This window comes from Streptomyces sp. CA-181903, assembly GCF_050937075.1.
GTDB lineage: Bacteria > Actinomycetota > Actinomycetes > Streptomycetales > Streptomycetaceae > Streptomyces.
This window is the reverse complement of sequence record NZ_JBNJLY010000001.1, coordinates 6,613,483-6,632,194: the sequence shown is the minus strand read 5'-3', so window position 1 is coordinate 6,632,194 and position 18,712 is coordinate 6,613,483. Positions and strand designations below refer to the sequence as shown.

The 18,712-nt window shown below is 74.1% G+C and carries 17 protein-coding genes and 3 pseudogenes; 4 read left to right on the top strand and 16 right to left on the bottom strand.

Translation table 11 applies throughout. The features are described from left to right. Positions 1–22 precede the first annotated feature (22 nt). The 3 genes from ACQEVS_RS29470 (at position 23) to ACQEVS_RS29460 (ending at position 4,152) form a co-directional block, all read left to right on the top strand. On the top strand, positions 23–139 hold the full coding sequence (locus ACQEVS_RS29470) for a SapB/AmfS family lanthipeptide (RefSeq protein ID WP_433025496.1): 117 nt from the start codon (positions 23–25) through the stop codon (positions 137–139). 325 nt (positions 140–464) lie between these two features. After that, positions 465–2,144 (top strand): ABC transporter ATP-binding protein, encoded by a 1,680-nt coding sequence (locus tag ACQEVS_RS29465; RefSeq protein ID WP_433025493.1) that lies wholly within the window; start codon positions 465–467, stop codon positions 2,142–2,144. Then, the gene (locus ACQEVS_RS29460) at positions 2,137–4,152 is read left to right on the top strand and encodes an ATP-binding cassette domain-containing protein (protein ID WP_433025490.1); all 2,016 of its coding nucleotides are present in this window, start codon (positions 2,137–2,139) and stop codon (positions 4,150–4,152) included. Before ACQEVS_RS29465 ends, ACQEVS_RS29460 begins: the two co-directional genes overlap by 8 nt. On the opposite strand, the pseudogene ACQEVS_RS29455 reads toward ACQEVS_RS29460, so the two are convergent. The 15 genes and pseudogenes from ACQEVS_RS29455 to ACQEVS_RS29385 form a co-directional block, all read right to left on the bottom strand. Beyond that, a pseudogene (locus ACQEVS_RS29455) lies at positions 4,075–4,446 on the bottom strand (LuxR C-terminal-related transcriptional regulator); the annotation flags it as partial. The gene ACQEVS_RS29460 and the pseudogene ACQEVS_RS29455 sit on opposite strands and share 78 nt — an antisense overlap. 489 nt (positions 4,447–4,935) lie before the next feature. After that, positions 4,936–5,778, bottom strand: coding sequence for a class I SAM-dependent methyltransferase (locus ACQEVS_RS29450; RefSeq protein WP_433025487.1), 843 nt, complete (start codon positions 5,776–5,778; stop codon positions 4,936–4,938). A 26-nt stretch (positions 5,779–5,804) separates the two neighbouring features. Next, the gene (locus ACQEVS_RS29445; RefSeq protein WP_433025484.1) at positions 5,805–6,230 is read right to left on the bottom strand and encodes a hypothetical protein; all 426 of its coding nucleotides are present in this window, start codon (positions 6,228–6,230) and stop codon (positions 5,805–5,807) included. Further along, entirely contained in the window at positions 6,227–7,063 is an 837-nt protein-coding gene (locus ACQEVS_RS29440; RefSeq protein ID WP_433025481.1) for an ATP-grasp domain-containing protein, read from the bottom strand. The genes ACQEVS_RS29445 and ACQEVS_RS29440 overlap by 4 nt, the downstream gene beginning before the upstream one ends. Before the next feature lie 307 nt (positions 7,064–7,370). Further along, positions 7,371–7,739: a hypothetical protein gene (locus tag ACQEVS_RS29435; RefSeq protein WP_433025478.1), complete on the bottom strand. Its 369-nt coding sequence runs from the start codon at positions 7,737–7,739 to the stop codon at positions 7,371–7,373. A gap of 204 nt (positions 7,740–7,943) precedes the next feature. After that, positions 7,944–8,687: an alanyl-tRNA editing protein gene (locus ACQEVS_RS29430; RefSeq protein WP_433025475.1), complete on the bottom strand. Its 744-nt coding sequence runs from the start codon at positions 8,685–8,687 to the stop codon at positions 7,944–7,946. A gap of 124 nt (positions 8,688–8,811) precedes the next feature. Further along, positions 8,812–9,111 (bottom strand): AzlD domain-containing protein, encoded by a 300-nt coding sequence (locus tag ACQEVS_RS29425; RefSeq protein WP_433025472.1) that lies wholly within the window; start codon positions 9,109–9,111, stop codon positions 8,812–8,814. Then, complete coding sequence (locus ACQEVS_RS29420) at positions 9,111–10,043, bottom strand: AzlC family ABC transporter permease (protein ID WP_433025469.1); 933 nt, start codon at positions 10,041–10,043, stop codon at positions 9,111–9,113. The genes ACQEVS_RS29425 and ACQEVS_RS29420 overlap by 1 nt, the downstream gene beginning before the upstream one ends. Positions 10,044–10,113: 70 nt before the next feature. After that, on the bottom strand, positions 10,114–11,058 hold the full coding sequence (locus ACQEVS_RS29415; protein ID WP_433025466.1) for an ATP-grasp domain-containing protein: 945 nt from the start codon (positions 11,056–11,058) through the stop codon (positions 10,114–10,116). After that, the gene (locus ACQEVS_RS29410) at positions 10,977–12,401 is read right to left on the bottom strand and encodes a pyridoxal-phosphate dependent enzyme (RefSeq protein WP_433025463.1); all 1,425 of its coding nucleotides are present in this window, start codon (positions 12,399–12,401) and stop codon (positions 10,977–10,979) included. Before ACQEVS_RS29410 ends, ACQEVS_RS29415 begins: the two co-directional genes overlap by 82 nt. Beyond that, entirely contained in the window at positions 12,391–13,320 is a 930-nt protein-coding gene (locus tag ACQEVS_RS29405; protein WP_433025460.1) for a kinase, read from the bottom strand. The genes ACQEVS_RS29410 and ACQEVS_RS29405 overlap by 11 nt, the downstream gene beginning before the upstream one ends. A 31-nt stretch (positions 13,321–13,351) precedes the next feature. Further along, positions 13,352–14,478: pseudogene (locus tag ACQEVS_RS29400) on the bottom strand (lyase family protein). 361 nt (positions 14,479–14,839) lie between these two features. After that, the gene (locus tag ACQEVS_RS29395) at positions 14,840–15,556 is read right to left on the bottom strand and encodes a methyltransferase domain-containing protein (RefSeq protein ID WP_433025457.1); all 717 of its coding nucleotides are present in this window, start codon (positions 15,554–15,556) and stop codon (positions 14,840–14,842) included. Positions 15,557–15,735: 179 nt separating this feature from the next. After that, on the bottom strand, positions 15,736–15,972 hold the full coding sequence (locus ACQEVS_RS29390) for a hypothetical protein (RefSeq protein WP_433025454.1): 237 nt from the start codon (positions 15,970–15,972) through the stop codon (positions 15,736–15,738). Beyond that, positions 15,912–17,570, bottom strand: coding sequence for an FAD/NAD(P)-binding protein (locus ACQEVS_RS29385; RefSeq protein ID WP_433025451.1), 1,659 nt, complete (start codon positions 17,568–17,570; stop codon positions 15,912–15,914). Before ACQEVS_RS29385 ends, ACQEVS_RS29390 begins: the two co-directional genes overlap by 61 nt. An 806-nt stretch (positions 17,571–18,376) precedes the next feature. On the opposite strand from ACQEVS_RS29385, the gene ACQEVS_RS29380 reads away from it, so the two are divergent. Beyond that, positions 18,377–18,583 carry a hypothetical protein gene (locus ACQEVS_RS29380; RefSeq protein WP_433025448.1) on the top strand — a complete coding sequence of 69 codons (207 nt, stop codon included), beginning with the start codon at positions 18,377–18,379 and terminating at the stop codon, positions 18,581–18,583. 21 nt (positions 18,584–18,604) lie between these two features. Here ACQEVS_RS29380 and ACQEVS_RS29375 read toward each other — a convergent pair. Beyond that, a pseudogene (locus tag ACQEVS_RS29375) lies at positions 18,605–18,712 on the bottom strand (IS5/IS1182 family transposase); the annotation flags it as partial.

Below are 18,712 nucleotides of genomic sequence, written 5' to 3'. Positions count from 1 at the left end.
GTCCCCGAGAAAGGAAACCATCATGGCGCTTCTCGACCTGCAGAGCCTGGAGTCCGACGAGCTGCACGGCGGCGGCGGCGCGAGCACCGCGAGCCTGCTCTCCTGCGTCAGCACCGCGAGCGTGCTCCTCTGTCTGTGACGCGACGTCTGGTTTGAGGCCCTGGCCGGCTCTCCCCCGCGGGGGCCGGCCGGGGTCCGGCCGTAAGCGGTGGGATTGCCCCGGCCCCGCCCTTTCACCGTTTCTTGCGGGGGCAAGCCCCCGCACCCCGAAACCGCGCTCCGCGCGGTTGTCCTCAAACTCCCCCAGAGGGGGCACCCCCAACGGGCTGGAAAACCAGCCCGTCCGGCGTTTGAGGACAAGCGGCGAAGCCGCGAAAAGGGGGTCCGGGGCGCAGCCCCAGGAAACGGTGAAAGGGCGGGGCCGGGGCACACCCACCCCACCTCGACCCCAAGGCGGTGACCCCATGACGCCCGGCGACCGACTCCTCCTGACCACCACACGCCACAGCGCGACCCGAGCCACCGCCCTGACCGCACTCAGCCTCACCTCGGCCGGCACAGCCCTCCTCCTCCCCGCGACCCTCGGCCACGCCGTGGACCTCCTGCTGGCCCGCGACGGCGCAGCCACCCGCTGGGTGGCACTGTGCGCCGCACTGCTCGCGGTCCCCGCCGCCCTCGACGCCGTAGCCGACCTCCTCACCGGCACCACCACCGCCCGCTCCACCGCCTGGCTGCGCCACCGACTGCTCCGGCACATGCTGGCCGCCGGCCCGCGCGCCACCGCCGACGCCCCGCCCGGCGACCTGGTCACCCGCCTCGTCGGGAACACGGCGGACGCCGGCGCCGCGCCGGGCACCCTCGCCGCCACCGTCGCGTCGGTGGCCGGCCCGCTGGGCGGCGTCGTCGCGCTCGCCCTCATCGACCCCTGGCTCGCCGTCGCGTTCCTCGCGGGCGCGCCCCTGCTCGTCCTCCTCCTCCGCGCGTTCGCCCGCGCCTCCACCGACTGCGCCGCCCGCTACCAACGGCTCCAGGGCGACATCGCGGGGCGGCTGGCCGAGGCGCTGACCGGAGCGAGGACCATCGCCGCCGCGGGCACGGCCGACCGCGAACGCGCCCGGATCCTGCGGCCGTTGAGCGGCCTGTCGCGGCAGGGGCACCGGGTCTGGCGCGTCCAGGGCCGGGCCGCCGCGCGCGCCGTCACCCTCGTACCGCTGCTCCAGATCGCCGTCCTCGCCGTCGCCGGCCTGCGGCTGTCCCAGGGGCGGATCAGCGTCGGCGACGTCCTGGCCGCCTCCCGGTACGCGGTGCTGGCCACCGGAGTGGGCATGCTGGTCGGGCAGTTGAGCGGTCTGGTACGCGCCCGGGCCGCCGCAGGCCGGCTGGCCGAAGTGCTCGCCGTCCCCGCCCCGGCGTACGGGACCCGGCCGGCGCCGCCCGGCGACGGCACCCTCGAACTGCGCGGCGTCACCGCCGTACGCGGCGGCCGGACCGTCCTGCGCGACGTCGACCTCACCGTTCCGGGCGGCACCTCGGTGGCCGTCGTCGGCCGGTCCGGCACCGGCAAGTCGGTGCTGGCCGCGCTCGCCGGGCGGCTCGCCGACCCGGACGCGGGAACGGTCGCGCTGGACGGCGTCCCGTTGCCGGAGCTGAGCCACGACGCGCTGCGGCACTCCGTCGGCTACGCCTTCGAACGGCCCGCCCTCCTCGGCGGCACGATCGGCGGCACGATCGCCTTCGGCGCGGCCGACCCGGGGCACCCGGCGGTGACCGCCGCCGCGCGCGCGGCCTGCGCGGACGGCTTCGTCCGCCGGCTGCCGGAGGGGTACGCGACGCCGTGCGCGGCGGCGCCCCTGTCCGGCGGCGAGGCCCAACGCCTTGGCCTGGCTCGGGCGTTCGCCCACGCGGAGCGCGTCCTCGTGCTCGACGACGCCACGTCCAGCCTGGACTCCCCCACCGAACGCGAGGTCGGCCGTGCGCTGCTGCACGACGTCGCCGCCCGCACCCGGCTGATCGTCGCCCACCGCGCGTCGACGGCCGCCCGCGCGGACCGCGTCGTCTGGCTCGACGACGGCCGGGTGCGGGCCGCCGGGCCGCATACGGAGCTGTGGCGGCTGCCCGAGTACCGGGCGGTGTTCGGTGCCTGAGCCCGGCCGTACGCCGTCGACCGCCCGGCAGGGACTGCGGTTCCTCGCCGCCCGGCGGGGCGCCCTGGCCCGGCTCGCCGGCTGGTCGGTGCTGGAGGCGGGGCACACCTTCGCCCTGGGCTACGCGCTGGCCCGGGCCCTGGACCGGGGGTTCCTCGCCGGCCGGGCGGCCACCGGCCTCGGCTGGCTCGGCCTGGCCGCGCTCGCCGTCCTCGCCGGCGCGTACGGCACCGGGCGCACCTACCGCGCCACCGCCGACCTGGTGGAACCGCTGCGCGACGGCCTCGTCCGGCGGGTGGTCGGCCGGGCCCTCGTGGACGGCGACGGCGCGGCGGTCTCCCGCCTCACCCACCAGGTGGAGATCGCCCGCGACACGTTCGCGGGGCTCGTGATGGTCTCCCGCTCCTTCGTCTTCACGGCCGGCGGCGCACTGGCCGGGCTGTGCGCCCTGGCGCCCGCCCTGCTACTGGCCGTGGTGCCGCCGCTGCTGCTGGGGCTGCTGCTGTTCCTGGTGACGCTACGGGTTCTGGCCCGCCGCCAGGAAGCCGTGCTGGTGGCGGACGAGGCACTCGCACGCTCCCTCGACGAAGTGGCGCGCGGGCTGCGCGACATCACGGCGGGCGGCGCGGAGCGGCGCGTCGCCGCCGCGACCGGCGCCCTCGTCGACGCCGAACGCGACGCGGCCCGCGCCCTGGCCCGCTGGTCCCTCGTCCGCGTCGCCGCCCTGACCCTCGCGGGCCGCCTCCCGGTGATCCTGCTCCTGGTCCTGGCCCCCTGGCTCCTGGACCACGGCACCACCCCCGGCGCCTTCGTCGGCGCGCTGGCCTATGTGACGCAGTCCCTCCTCCCGGCGGTCCAGGAACTCGTGCACGGCCTGGGCGCGAGCGGGGCGCGACTCGCGGTGGTCATACGGCGGTTGACGGCGGGGACGGGGGCGGATGCGGGGGACGGCGTCGTGGAACGGCCGCCGGCAGGGAGGCTGACGGCGGAGGCGGAGACGGCCCAGCGCACCCCGGCCCGCCTCCCGCGGGCCGACGGCACCACGGCGGCCACGCCGCCCGCGCCGGCGCCGGACGCGCCGCACCCGCCCGACCGCCCCGCCCGACCCGCGCCCCGGACGCCGTCCGCCACCGCCTCCCCCGCCCTCGAACTGCGCGGCGTCACCTTCGCCTACGGCCCCCACGCCGCCCCCGTCGTCCACGCGCTGGACCTGAGCGTCCCGCCGGGGGCCCGGCTCGCCGTCGTGGGGCCGAGCGGGATCGGAAAGTCGACGCTGACCGGGCTGGCGGCCGGGCTGCTGGTGCCCGTCCGCGGTGAGGTCACCGTCGGGGGGCTGCCCGCGCGGGACGCGGCGGCGCGGGCCGGGCGGGTGCTGATTCCGCAGGAGGCGTATGTGTTCTCGGGGACTTTGGCCGAGAACCTCGGCTATTTCCGGCCGGATCCGGTGCCCGAGGACGAGCTGTGGGCGGCGGTCCGAGCCGTCGGCATGGCCGGACTGGCCGAGCGGCTGGGCGGGTTGGGGGCGGTCGTGGCGCCCGCCGGGCTCTCCGCGGGCGAGCGGCAGTGGATCGCGCTCGCGCGGGCGTACCTGTCGCCGGCGCCCCTGGCGCTGCTGGACGAGGCGACCTGCCACCTGGACCCGGCCGCCGAGGCCCGCGCCGAGGACGCGTTCGCCCGGCGGCCGGGCGGCACCCTGGTCGTCGTCGCCCACCGGGCCGCGTCGGCGCTCCGCGCGGACCGGGTGCTGGTGATGGACGGGCCGCACACGGTGTGCGGGGACCACGCGGAGCTGCTCCGCGCGTCCCCGCTGTACCGCGGCCTGATGGCGGAGGCGGCGGCCGGGGGCCCGTCAGACCCAGCCGGCCCCCTGGGCGACTCTTATGGCATCGACCCGGTTGCGCGCGCCGGTCTTCCGGGTGATGGCGCACATGTAGTTGCGCACGGTGCCGTGCGACAGGTGCAGGCTGCGGGCGATCTCCCCGACACCGGCGCCCTCGGCGGCGAGTGAGAGGACGGTCAGCTCACGGCGGGTGAGCGGGATCTCGGACGCCTCCAGGAAGCCGAAGCCGAGGGACTCGTCGATGTAGCGTTCGCCTTTGGCGACGTGCCGGATGCCCTCGACCAGCCGGTCCGGTGAAGCGTTTTTGCTCAGGTACCCCAAGGCGCCCTCCTCGTACGCCCGGCGCAGCGGCCCCGGCCGCTCCGCGGTGGCCAGCGCCAGCAGGGCGGGGCGCGCGCTCCCCTCGGCGCATCCGCCGGACAGCTCGCGCAGGCCCGGTCCGGCCGCGTGGGGGCTGTCCATGTCGACGACGCAGACGCGCGGCCGCACCGTCCGCGCGGTGAGGACCGCCCGGCGCCACGGCGCGGCATGCACCTCGAACTCCGGCTCTCTTCCGATCAGTTCCATGAGGGCGGTGCGCAGCAGCGACGTGTCGTGCACCAGGAGAACTCGAATCACGGATCCCGTCCCACCCTTCCCGTTTCCCCCGTTGTGCGACTTGCTCGGGGCACGTCAACAATTCATACCGGCGTGTGCCACGGTCACGGGCGGGGATCACTGACCCGCAGGGGGCGCAAGGGCGCAAAACTTCCGTCACGCGCGCCCCAAGTTCACTCGAACGCGCCTCCCGGAACCCTTGAAAGCGCAGTACCCCCCTGATCCGTCAAGGCCGTGTGGTTCGCCGACACCGGATTCCCCGAAAACCGATGCGGCAGTCGGGGCGGACGGGAGAAGGATGGCTTCCGGTTGAGGGCGGGCGGGAGAAGGACGGCTTCCGGTCGTGGGCGGGCATCAGGCGCCCGTGAAGCGGGCCAGGACGTACAGGGCGGGCCCGGACAGATCGCCGTCCGGGGCGCCCGGAACCTCCGCGGTCTCCCCGGTCTCCGCAGCCTCTACGGCACCGGAGGTGTCCGTGGGGTCCGAGGCGCCCACGGCCCCCGGGGCATCCGTGTCGTCGTACATGCCGAGCACCCGGAACCCGTGCTCGGACAGGTGGTGCTCCAACTCCATCGGATACAGCAGCCGGAAGCGCACGTGGTCCGTCAGCGGCGCCCGCCCGGGGACGCGCCACAGCCGCCTGCGGGTGAGGAGCTGCCGACGGCGGTCGAGGGTGTACGTGGCCTCGGCGGTGGCGGTGAACGAGGGCGCGGCGAGGGTGAAGTGGCGCTGGAACGCGGCGTCCTCGGGGTCGGCGAGCGGGTTGGGCACATGGATGAACAGCAGGGCGCCGGGCCGGCAGTGGACGGCGAAGGTCTCCACCGCGCCGGACACGTCCGCGTTGGCGTGCAGGTTGGACAGCGCCCACCCGAAGCAGGTGACGGCGTCGAAGGTGCGGCCCAGGCGCAGGCTCCGCATGTCGCCGACGCGGTAGTCGGGGCCGGGCCGGCGCTCGCGGGCGAAGGCGAGCATGCCTTCCTGGCAGTCGAAGCCGACGCAGTCCACCCCCGCCTCGGTGAAGAACTCGACGTGCCGGCCGGTGCCGCAGCCGGCGTCGAGCAGCGTCCTGATGCCGCCGGGGGCGTGCGCGGCGAACAGCCGTGCGCAGAACCGGGGGATGTCCTTCTCCGTCCCCGGGTACATCTCCTCGTACAGCTCCGGGTGGTCGTAGAGCAGGTTGCTCAGCAGAGGGTCCATCACTGCCTCTCACACGGCGGTGCCTCTCACACGGCGGTGCCGCCTGGCTCGGTGTCGAAGGTGATGCGCGCCGCCAGCCCGGCCACCAGGGCGTCGAGGGCGTCCGCGTCCGGGGCGGCGGCGACGAAGACCGCGGGCCGGGAGTACGAGTCCCGGGCGGGCCCGACGACATCGCCGGGCGCGACGTGGAGGTGGGCCGCCAGCACGGCCGGGTGCCGGCGGACCTCGTCCCAGCCGTGGACGGCGCGCAGCCGTCCGGGCGGCGCGAGCGGGAACTCGGCGCGGGCCGCGCCCGACGCGGCGGGTATGGGCGCCGGGGCGCGGCCGAGCAGGTCGTCGAGGAGGGTGCCGTACAACTCCAGCCCGGGGCGGGTGTGTTCGACCAGCGCGTGGATGTAGTCGCCGCCGCCGCGGTCGTGCAGCTCGCCCAGGACGACGCCGTCCGGGGTCACCCAGAACTCGACGTGGAAGATCCCCGGGTGACTCCGGCGGCCGTGAGCGCGCGGGCCACCGCGTCGGCCGCCTCCCCGGCCGTCGCCGCGTCCAGCCCCGCGGGCACCCGCTGACTGGTTTCCACGAACCCCTCCCCCGTCCCCTTGCGGGTGAGGGCGAGGACGCGGGGGACGCCGCCGACGAGGACGCCCTCGGCGGAGTACTCGGCCCCCTCGACGAACGTCTCGACGAGGAAGCCGGCGGCCACGGGCAGCGCCCCCATGGCCGCCGGCGGCGCCCCGAACTTCCGCATCGCCTCCGGCAGTTGCTCCGGCCGGTCGATCCGGGACACGCCGATGCCGGCCAGGCCGTCGCGCGGCTTGACGATCCACGGGCCGGGAGGGTTCGCCCGCAGGAACCGCTCGGCGTCGGCGCGGTCCGCGCAGAGCGCGGTACGGGGCTGGGCGAAGCCCGCCGCGCGCAGCCGCTCCCGGCACAGGTCCTTGTTGCGGACCCGGCGCACGGCCTCGGGATCGTTGCCCGCCACGCCCAGCTCCCGGGCGATCACCGCGGCGGGGAGGACGGACAGTTCCCGGATCGTGACCACCGCGGACACGGCGGGCCGGCCGGCTGCCCAGGCCCGGCAGGCGTCGGCGTCGTGGACCTCCAGCGGCAGCACCGTGTCATAGCGGGCAAGCTCGTCCGGCGCTGCCGTCCGCAGGTTGCCCGGCGTGTCGGCGCCGATCAGGGCGAGCCCGCGACGCCGGGCCTGCTCGCACAGCCGCCGCAACTGGTCGCGGGCCCAAGGCGTCAGGGCGGTGCAGCCCAGGACGAGGAGCGTCTCCTCCGTCACGCCGACCGACTCCCTCTCCACCGAAGGTGCCGACGGACGGGCCGCCTACGGGTCACCGGTCGCGCCGTCGGGCAGGGCCCTACGAGTATGCGCACCCGCGGGATGCCTGCCAACCACGGACGACCGGATGGGCGCACCGAGGGGTCGGGAAGCGGCCACCGGGCGGGCGAACGGGCGGGGGTGGACGGGCAGGCGGGCGAGGGACGCTGCTTCGGGGCGCGGTGCGTGACGCCGGCCGCCGCCTGACACCGGGGCCGCCGGCGTACGACGCCGGCGGCGCAGCGGGTGACGAACGCGTCCGGCGACGTCAGGCGCGGACGAATCCGGCCGGGTCGGCCAGGTAGCGGTCGAGGTCCGGGTCCTCGTGAAGTGGGTAGAACTCGTCGAAGACGCGCCACTCCGGGCCCAGTTCGGCGCGGAGCCGGTCAAGCGCCCGGCTCACAGCCTCGTTGAAGTCCTGGCACTCCGCTTCGCGCCACGGCCCGGGATCCGGAGGGTAGTTCCAATTCAACGACGTGTCGTAGCGGGCTATCAGCCCGTTCAGGACGTCGCGGAGGTCGCGGCTGACCGGCAGCCGGTCCACCTCGATCGCGTACCCCCACTCCCCCTGGTCCTCCGAGGCCGCCCACAGGGCCACCCCTGATCCGGCGTCGAAGAAGAACCTGGCGGTGGGCATGGCGTCGGCCTCTCGGTAGATGCGTCGCTGGGCGCATCGGCTCAAGCAGCAGCCACCACGGTACTCAAGGACCGGTCGGGCCTCTCGCGGTCGTAGCCGACGGCCGCGACACGGCCGGGCGAACCGGGGGCGATCGCGGCCCACCGCTCGCGTGATGCCGCGCCGGGCCGCCGGGGCCCCCAGGCCCGAAAACCCTCGCCACCGTCAGGAATCGAGCCGGATCCTTACCCTGCGGTTCTGCCGGCCCTTGCTCTCCACCTTGGTGACGGTCACCCGGCCGACCTGTCGGGTGGAGGCCACATGGGTGCCGCCGTCGGCCTGCACATCCAGACCGACCACGTCGACCACCCGGACTTCGGGCAGGTCCGGCGGGGCCTTGAACTGGGTGCGGACGAGGTCCGGGATCGACTGGGCCTCCTCCTTGGGCAGGATCCGCACGACGATCCGGCGGTCGGCCTCGATCTCGGCGTTGACCGCGTCCTCCAGGCTCTGTTTGAAACCGGGCGGCACCTCGGGGAGGTTGAAGTCCATACGGGCCTCCCCCGGCTCCATGTTGCCGCCCGTCACCAGGGCCCCGAAGTCCCGGAAGACCGTCCCGCACAGCACGTGCAGCCCGGAGTGGGTGCGCATCAGCGCGGACCTGCGCGCGTCGTCGATCGCGCCGCTGACCTTGGTGCCCGCGGGCGGCACCGGGTCACCCGGAGCGGGCAGCAGATAGTGTTCGTCGCCCTTGCGCGTCCCGACGATGCGCGTCCGGACGCCCAGCCAGATCAGGATCCCGTGGTCCGGTGGCTGGCCCCCTCCCCCGGGGTAGAACGCGGAGCGGTCGAGGACGATGCCGGCCTCCGGGTCGGCGGGATCCGACCAGAGGACGGTGCAGTCCCATTCCCGGAGCGTGGGGTCTTCCCAGTCCAGGCGGTGTGTACGGCCGTGATGTCCGATTCCCATCAGCGGTTGGGCGCGGAGCCCGGCCGGGCCCGCCCCCCTCTCCTCTCCTCAGTGCGTGCGGTGGATCGCGTGTGCTGCATACCGAGGGGCACCCCGGCTTGGTTACGCCGCGCGGGCCGCCCGCTCACCACCACAGGCGGGCCAGGGCCGCGCTCGCCGCGCCCAGCGCGACCACCAGCAGGAAGGGCGCCCGCAGCAGGGCGGCGACCAGGGCCACGCCGAAGCCGAGGGCCCGGGCGTCCAGGACCAGCCGGTGGCCGGTGGTGAAGGTCTGGACCGCGACCAGCGCGGCGAGCAGGGCGACGGGGAGCAGCGCGGACACCGTTTGGACCTGCCGCTTCTCCAGCAGCGAGGCCGGCACGCAGAGCCCGGCGAGTTTGAGCAGGTACACGCTGGCCGTGCCCAGGATGATCGCCGTCCACATCAGGTGTCCCCGTGCCTCTCCGCGTCCCGCTTCCGGGCCGTCCCGCGTTCCACGTCCCGTTCCGCGTCCCGTTCCCCGACCGCCTTGACCGCCTCGACGGTCTCGACCGTCCCGGCCGCCTCGACCTTCTCGGGCGTCCCGCTCCGCTCCTGCGCCGCGTGCCGGACCGCGTCGTCGCCCGCGTCCCCGGGAACGTCCCCGCCGCCGCGCCGGCGGCGCGTCAGCAGACCGGCCGAACACGCGACGAAGCCCGCGACCAGCACGGGCACCCCGGCGGGCAGGACGAGGGTCGTCGCGAGCGCCGTCACGGCGGCCGCCCCGGCCAGCACCCACAGCCGCGGCCCCCGCAGCCGGGGCATCAAGAGGGCGGTGAAGGCCGCGGGCGAGGCCACGTCCAGCCCCAGGGCGGCCGGGTCGGGCAGCGCCTCCGCCCCGACGGCCCCGGCGAACGTGGCCGCATTCCAGAAGACGAAGACCGCCGTGCCGGTGGCCCAGAACGCCAGCCGGGACGCGCGCTCGGTCGGCCGCCCCATGGCCATGCCCGAACTCTCGTCGAGCACCAGATGGGCGGCGAGCGCCCGGCGCGCCCCGCGGACCCGGAGCACCCGGGAGAGCGCCAGTCCGTACAGGCTGTTGCGGACGCCGAGGAGCCCGGCGGTGGCGGCGCCGGCGAAGGGGCTGCCCCCGGCGCCCAGGACGCCGATGACGGCGAACTGCGACGCCCCGGAGAACATCAGCAGGGACAGCACACAGCTCTGGGCGACGCTGAAGCCGGCCAGCACGGCGAGGGCGCCGAAGGAGAGGCCCAGGGCCCCGACGGCCACTCCGACCCCGACCGAGTCGCGCAGCAGCGCCGCCTTCTGCCGGGGCCAGTCGGCGTCACCGCCGTCGATGGCGGGGCTGGCCTTGGCCTTGGTTCCGGGCCGGTTCATCACGTGTTCTCGTCCCGCCCTGAGCTCTCGTCCTCGGCGACGGGGCGTCCTCGGCCGTGAGACCCGCCTGTCACGAGGGTTCCTCGATCATGACGTTCAGTTCCGCGTGCGCCTTGGCGCAGGCGACGGTGGCCTCCTCGGCGGACCCGCCGCAGGCGATCACGTAGCCGAGCCGATGATATGCGTCGCGCGCGGGTTGCACTAGCTGCCCCGGAACGGCCGTCACCGTCACCTGCCGGACGCCCTCGACGGCCCGCGCCGCCTCCACGCCGTCCACCCGGGAGAGGGTCCCGGTCCGGCCGGCGAGGAGGAACTGGATGGCCGCGAAGCCGCCAGGGGCCGGCATCGGCAGCGGCGCGCGGCCCAGCGCGATCCGCAACTGCTGTTCCTGCATCCGAACTCCGGTCGTCAGACGGACGAGTTCGGGGATCATGCCGCCGGCCGGGCGGCCGTTGATCTCGATCACGGCGGGCCCGTCGGGGGTGAGCCGGACCTCGGTGTGCGCGGCACCGTCGCTGAGGCCGACGGCGTCCAGCGAGCGCCGGACCGTGTCGACGATCCGGTCCGCGGTGCCGGCGGACAGCGGGGCGGGGAAGACGTGGCGGTGCTCGACGAAGTACGGCGCCGCGGTGAGGTGTTTCTCCACGATGCCGAGGACGTGCGTCCGGCCGCGGTGGTTGACCGTCTCGACGCTGAACTCGGGCCCGGTCAGGTGCTCTTCGACCAGCGCGGCGCCGGCCGTGCGCTGGCCCCGGACGTTCGTCTCCTCGGCCAGGACCAGCCGGACCTGGGCGGCGGCCTCCTCGGAGGTGGCGCAGAGCATGACGTGGTGGGAGCCGCTGTCGTCGACGGGCTTGACGACGCAGGGCAGGCCGGTGCGGGCCACCGCGGCGGCGGTGCGGGCGTCCGTCTCCGCGTCGTCCTCGCCGGCCGTCACGACGGCGAACCGGGGCTGTCGGACGCCCGATCCGGCCAGGCACTCCCGGGTGCGGGACTTGTCGCGGCAGCGCTCCACGGCCTCGACCGGGCTGCCGGGCAGTCCCAGCCAGGCGGCGAGCCGGGCGGTGGTGGAGAGGTAGAAGTCGCTGGTGGTGGTAATGCCGGCGATCTGCTCACGGCGGTACGCGCCCAGGATCGCCCGTCGCAGCTCCGCCTCGGTGTTGGTGTCGCAGGTGACGATCTCGGCGCCGGTCTCCGCCAGCCCCGGTAGCGGTCGGGGTCGTGGGTGAGCAGGACGGGGCGCAGCCCGAACTCCCGGGTGAGGTCGAGGGCGAGCATGCCGGTCCCGGTGGTGTTGGACTCGACGAAGAGCAGGCGCTGCCCGTCCTCCGACCGCTCGATGTCGGCGGCGCGCGACCAGCTCTCGGCGACGTCTCCGGCGCGCGGCGCGATGGTGACGGGCGCGGACGAGCGGGGCAGCGCGTCGAGTTCCTGGGCGGCCCAGTAGTCGTCGTCGTAGATGGTGTCGACGTAGCGGTCGCCGCGGTCCGGGAGGATGCCCACGATGCGGGTGCCCGGGCGGGCCGCGGCGGCGACGTGCTTGACGATCTGGTACACGGACCCGGAGGTGTTGCCGGCGAAGAGCTGCTGTTCGCGGGCGAGTTCACGGGTGGCGGCGAGGGCCTCGCGGTCGTTGAGCCAGTGCACCTCGTCGATGACACGGCGGTCGAGGTTGCCCGGCAGGAGGCTGTTGCCCAGTCCGCTCTGCCGGCGTCCGGGGCGGTCGGGCTGGCCGAAGAGGACGCTGCCGACGCTGTCCACGCCGATGACGGTCAGGTTGGGCAGGGTCTCCTTGAGGGCGCGGGCCGTGCCGCAGAGGGAGCCGCCGCTGCCCACCGAGCCGACGAGGATGTCGAAGGCGCCGAGGTCCGCGGTCAGTTCGGCGGCGAGCGTCCGGTACGCGGCGGGGTTGTCGGGGTTCTCGTACTGGTCGGGCCAGAAGGCGCCGGGGAGTTCGGCCCGCAGTCGGTGCAGGAGTTCCAGGCGGGCGCTCTGCCAGCCGCCGGAGGTCATGGCCGGCACGATGTGCACGTCGCAGCCGAGCGCGCGGAGTTTGGCCAGGGTGACGCGGTCGATGCGGGGGTCGGTGACGATGTGGACGTGGTGTCCCAACGAGGTGCCGACCAGGGCGACTCCGAGCGCCATGGTGCCGGAGGAGCTCTCGATGATGGGGGCGCCCTCGGCGAGGGTGCCGCGTCTGCGCGCCTCCGTGATGATGTTGCGGGCCACGCGGTCCTTCATTCCGTACAAGTTCTGGAATTCCAGCTTGAGATGCACCTCCACGCCGTCCGCCGCCCCGAGGGGGACACGGACCAGCGGAGTGTGTCCTATCGCCGCTGTGACGCTTTCAAAGAGCATAGTCGCCTCCGACGGGGCCTGCGTGGTGGATGGCGGAAGGGGAGTCGGCGCAGGCGTCCGCGCCCAGTGAGCGGAAGACGGAGACGGCGCCGGGCAGGTCGGCGCACCGGGCGCGGACCCGCTCGATCCGTTCCGGGTCGTCGTCGCGGTGTTCGCCGAGCAGGATCCCGAGGTAGGTACCGCTGTGCGCGATCACCAGGCCGAGTCCGCCGACCTCCCGGCAGACGGCGCGCATCCGGGTGAAGCGGAGGTCCGGGTCCTGGCCCAGGTGGAGTTCGGCGCTGCGGGTGGCGACTCGTCCCACCGCGGCGAGGTCGCCGCCGCGGACGGCGTCGGAGAGGGTGCCGAGCAGGGTGGCGTACTCGCGGCGGGCGCGGTGGCCGGGCGCGCGGGCGGCGTGGTTGTAGCGGACGGTGTCCACCATGCCTCCGGTGTCGTGGGCCACGATGGTCAGCGGCGGCAGGGTGCCCAGCCGCTCCTTGAGCCGCACTTCGCGGTGGTAGTAGCTGACGATGCCGGCGTACATGACGCCGTCGGACGGTTCGATGTCGCGCAGAAACGTTTCTGTCGCCTCCTCGTCCAGCGGGACGTCCAGGGCGTCCGCCACGGCGCGGGCGGTGGCGACCAGGTCCGCCGAGGAACTGGCGAGGCCCTTGCCCTCGGGCGGACCGCCGTCCAGCCGCAGCACGCCCCCGCCGGAGTGGCCGTGGGCGCGGAGCATCCGGGTGGCCAGCAGCCGCGACTTCGACTTCCCGGCCGGGGACACCGTCACGGTGTCCCCGTCGGTCAGCCGGAAGGTGGCGGTGGACCAGAGGTCGAGGGGGAAGGTCACCAGGAAGTGCCGGGCGTCCGGCAGCATTCCCTGGAGGAGTTCCCCGAAGGTTCCGTTGGCGGCTCCGAATCCGGTGTCCTCGGCCACAGCCGTGCCCTCCCGTGCGTCTGCCCGCTGTTCAACCGATGCCCAGCAGGTGGTCCGTCTCCGCGAGGGCCTCGCGCACCCGCCTGCCGCGCGCCTCCCAGGCCGCCGCGGCCTCGTCCATGCGCTCGGCCTGCGCGGCGAGCAGCGCGCGGACCTCAGAGGGCCGGGTCGAGCCCGCGGAGAGTTTCCGCTGGACGCCGCCCTCGACGTCGAAGGCGCCGGCGAGCGCCTTCTCGGGTGCCGTGAGCGGGTGGCCGTGCCGCTCGGCGGCACGGCGCAACAGGTCGGGGCGGACGTCCTGGGGGGCCGCACCCTCTTCCAGGGCGGCCAGGACGTAGGCGCCGGCGATCACTTGGGCCGTCCGCCACGGGAGGCCCTCGTCCAGGGTCAGCCGGTTGGCGAGGGTGAAGCCGCCGAAGAACTCGCGGGCGCAGGCGGCGGCCATCCGGTCGGTGCGGAACTCCACGTTCTCCAGGACGGCGCCGGCCAGCGCCAGGGTGGAGCGCGCGGCCAGGAACGCGGACAGCACATGGGTGCCCGCCTCCTTGGAGACCTCGACGGAGTTCGCGTAGGCGGTGTTGCGCTGTCCGGCCAGGGCGTCGAGGTGGAACGCCGTCAGGTGGGCGGTCCGGCCGCGGATCCGTTCCAGCAGCGGGAAGTTCTTCTTCTGCGGCATCGCCGACGAGATGCCCGCGTAGGCGTCGGGCAGGTCGATGAAGCCGTACTCGCTGCCGCCCCAGGTGATCAGGTCGGTGGTGAACCGGCTGAGCACCGTGCCGAACAGCGACAGCTCGCCGGTGATCTTCAGGGCCCAGCCGCGTGAGGCCACCGCCGTGAGCGCGTGCGCGCGCGGCCGGGGGAAGCCGAGCAGCCGGGCGGCGGCGTCGCGGTCCCACTCCAGTTCCTGCCCGGCCATCGCCCCGGCACCCAGGGGCACCGGTCGATGTCGTCGTAGGTGGCCAGCAGGCGGTGGACGGCGTCGGTCACCTCGTCGGAGAGCGCCGCGAGGTAGTAGCCGACGGTGATGATCTGCGCCGCCTGGCCGTGGGTGTAGCCGGGCATCGGAGTGGCGGCGTGCCGGGACGCGGTGCGGTGCACGGTCCGGCCGAAGTCGAGCAGCGCCCGTCCCGTCAACTCCAGTTGGCGGCGCGCGTACATGAGCTGGGCGCAGGCCTGGAGGTCGTTGCGGCTGCGGTCGACGTGCCAGGCGGGGACCGGGGAGTCCAGGCGGGACTCCACATGACGCTCGATCGCGAACGCGATGTCCGACATGTTGTGCTCGGGGTCGGCGGTGAGCGCGGCGGGGGTGATGCCGTGCAGCGCCTCGCCGATCCGCCGGGCCTGGTCGGCGGTGACCAGCCCCATCCGGCGGTACTCGACGGCGAGGACCTTCTCGATCGCCGCGTACCACGGCAGGAGGTACTCCGCCTCGAAGGCGAACTGCGGGGCGAGCACCTCCTCGTGGAGCAGCGCGTGGGGGCCGGAGGAGATCCTTCCGCTCAGCGGCGCGGCCAACGGTCTACCGGCCCTTCTTGCGGAGGGTGAAGGCGAGGCTCTCGTGCTCGTGGAAGTAGGGCCGGTACCCGGCGTGCGGGGGCTCCGTCCAGCGGAGGAGTTCGACGTCGCGCACCTCGTCGGCCAGTCCGCAGGCGGCGAGGTAGGCGTCCAGGTCGGGGCGGTCGTAGAACTTGCAGTAGAAGCCGGCGTGGTCCAGGTACTCCTTGGGGCCGGTCTTCACCATGCCGGGGTCGGCGACCTGGCAGTCCTCCATCGTCCACATGTTGGCGACGATGTGGCCGCCGGGGCGGCAGACCCGGTACAGCTCCCGGAGCGCCTTCTCCGGCTCGGTGAGGTGGCCGAGGAGGTCCCAGCAGAAGATCCCGTCGAGGGAGTCGTCGGGCAGCCCGGTGGCGAAGACGTCGGTCTCGTGGAAGACCACGTTGTCGGCCTTGGCCTTGGCCACCACCGTGCGGGCGATGTCCATGGCGTTGCGCGAGGTGTCGCCGCCGAGCACGACGGTGGCGGCCTGGGCCAGCGGCGGGAGGTTGCGGCCGTCCCCGCAGGGCAGGTCGAGGACGACGAAGGCGGAGTGGTCGGCGAAGAGCTTGGCGGCGTTCACCACGTACGGGACGGGCGGGTCGCCCCAGAGGTTGGCGTGTCCGTCGAGCCGGTAGGCGTCGTTCCACTGGCCCTTGGCCACTTCGTCCGGTGCGGTGTCCGCTTCTTCGTTCGTCATGGGCTTCACAGGGTTCACCGATGTCACGGGCTTCTCCAGCTTCACAGGCGGGGCGTCACGGGCGGGGCGTCACGGGCGGGCTTCACAAGCAGGGCGTCACGGACAGGACGTCACCAGCGGGGCGTCACGGGCGGGACGCACGGGCAAGGGGTCACAGGCAGGGCGTCACAAGCAGGGCGTCACAGGCAGGACGTCTCCTTCGGCACCGGCCGTGCGGCCGGCTCCGCTCGGCGTTCCCGGGCGTGGTGCTCGAACATCTCCGTCACGCAGCGGTGGGCGTCGACGAAGGCCCGGGAGTATCCCGGCGTCGGGATCAGGTGGTTGTAGAACGTGGCGCCTTCGCAGAGCGGGCCGATCAGCCAGAGCCGCCGGTCGCTCGTCCCGTCGGCTCCGACGGGGTGGAGGGACGCGTCCACGTCGGCGGCGCCCACGTGGTGGCCGCCGGGCAGGTGGGGGTGAGCAGGCCGCGCCCGAGCAGCGAGCGCACCAGCGGACTCGCCGAGGAGGACAGCCCGGGCCAGGGGGCGTTGCCGGCGCACAGCCAGTCCGCGTGTTCGCGGTGCGGGACCGCCAGCCGGGTGGAGGCGATGCTCCAGCGGCGGACGCCGCCCTCGTCCTCCGCGGTGACGCGCGGGGCGGGCCCGAAGGGGAAACGGACGATGCCGGCGTCGGCCAGCGCGAGGAGTTCGGCGTACCGTTCCTTCTGGGGGCCGACCACCGCCCGGTTCATCAGCGGCACCGTGCGCCCCATGAAGGCGTCGAGCGACGGGCCGTTCAGGCCACGGAAGTTGACGGCGTCGCGGAGGATGTCACGGACCTCGCGGACGGCTTCCAGGGCCGCCTTGACCGGGCTGCCGGTCACGCCCTTCGCCGCCTCGGCGAGGTCGTCGCGCACCGCCGCGGTCAGCCACCGCCGGTAGGACGCGCTGTCCCGCAGGTCCATGCCGGGCGACGGGTCCCACAGGGCCAGGGGGTCGAAGCGGCCGTGCGCCGCGTCCAGCCGGTCGAGCGTGGCCGCGAGCGTGCCGTCGCGGGCGGCGCCGGCGAGTTCCCTCGCCGTCCGCTCCTCGGCGGCGGGCCCGTCGTCCACGAGCGCGCGGCACCGGTGGTGGGCGATGCGCATCTCGCTCAGCAGGAGCGGCATGAGCTGCGCGTCGAAGTCCAGCGGGCCGGACGCCCGGAGCGACGCCACGGCGTCCCGGGTGAGGGCGAGGGGCCGGAACGGGTTGTCGAGCCTGGCGCGTTCGGGCCGGACCCGGAACGGCATCCCGGACCGGGAGTAGAGCAGTACCCGGGGCTCGTCACCGCCGGGCAGGTAGCGGACGGTGCTCCCGTCCCGTGTGAAGCGCCCACCGCGGCCGACGGTCAGCGCCGCGACCACGTCCATCGCGGAGAGCCCGAATCCGCCGACGGCCACCGTCTGCCCCGGCTCCACGACCGCGACCCGCTCCGGCAACGGGTACGGGTCGGCGATCTCCCGGGCGGCGGGCTCACGCCGGGTGCCCACGTGGCCGAGGGTGAGGAAGGCGTAGTCCGCGCCGAGCACCGTGCCGTCGGCCAGGGTGATCCGCACGCCGGACGCCGGGTCGGACTCCAGGTCCACGGCGGCCGCCCGGTGGACCCGCAGGGTCATCCCCTCGGGAACGCGCCCGCGGATCCGCTCGAAGAACCACTGGAGGTACTCGCCGAGGACCCGCCGGGGCAGGAAGTCGTCCGGCGCGATGGCACGCCCGCTCCGCCCGACCGTCCGGCCGTCCTCGCCCAGCCGCAGCCCGCGTTCCGTGACCCAGGCGAGGAGCCCGGGACCGTCCTCGCCGGTGTGCTCCCCGACGGACTCGGGCCCGGGGAACATGGATATCTCGCCGCAGAGGGTGTTGAGGAGGAGGTAGTCCGGCTGGTCGGTGGCGTGCAGCCCCTGGCCCGGGGCGCGGGGTCGATGACGTCCACCCGCAGCGGTCTCGGCAGCGCACCGGAATTCCGGACCAGGGTGACGATCCGCTCCAGAATGCCGCAACCCCGGGAACCGATACCGATAATACTGACCCGTAACTCGGATGCCACCTAAGCCCCCCGCAGTTCAGGAATCCCGTCAGCCCGGCGCGCATCAGCGTACCCCGTGGTTTCACCACGGTCCATGACCCTACTTTGACTTTGGCGGATTTTCCGCATACGCGATTCCGGCAACCGGAAAAGGATCATTAATTCGTTGCGCGAGTCGACCGCGAGCAGCACGTTCGCCATCGAACCGGACACGCGACAGGGGCGAGAACCGGCCAACTCCTCGCCCGCTCCGGCCCGTCAGGGGCGCGTGGGGCCCGGCGTACGGCGCCGACGGAGGGGAGTGCGGACACGCGTCGGGCTCCGGGGAACCGAGTGATCAACGAAAGGGAAAAGAAGAGGTCGGATGACTCTCCCCCGGGAATGATCTTTGGAAATCACTTTACCCTTCAGGGGTGATGGATCAAGAAAATCCATGGACTGCTTCCCTGCTTCCCCGTTCCCCTATGGCAAGGAAATTCCCTCAGCTGTCGGCGGCCTCCCCCACTCCGCGGCGTAGAGGGTGAGCTTCTCGTCGATGCCCAAGCAGTCGGGCCGGGGCGGAAGCCCCCCCACGTCCCAGTTCACGGCGGTGGCGGGCCGGCTCGCCCCGGCGGCGACGGTCGGGCGGCCGGGCCCGGGGCAGAGCGGGGTGCCCACACGGTTCCGGCACGGGGTTCGGCCAGCCCGGTCCCCGTTCGGGTGATGCTCCGCATGGCCCCGCGACCGGCGGGGCAGCACTGCGGAGAACTGCCCCAACTACCCTGCCTGGAAAGGGATCACATGCGCCGTACCGTCCTTACCGCCCTCGGAACGACCGTGCTCCTGGGCGCCCTGGCGGCCCCGTGCCACGCGGCCGACGATGGCACCGGCGCGCCGGGCGGAGTGGTGGCCACCGCGAACAACCTCGTCGAGGACACCCTGAGCGTCGTGAACAACACGGGTGAGAACGCGCTGACCGTGGGCAGCCAGACCGTCGACAAGCTCTAGGAACCCTCCGGCGAGGCACGAGCGGAGCCACAGACACACGGCGGCCACGGTCACGGTGCCGTGAAAGACGTACGCGCGCCCGTCAAAGCGGGTAGCCACGGCCCGAAAGCCCTTGAGGGCGACGATCGT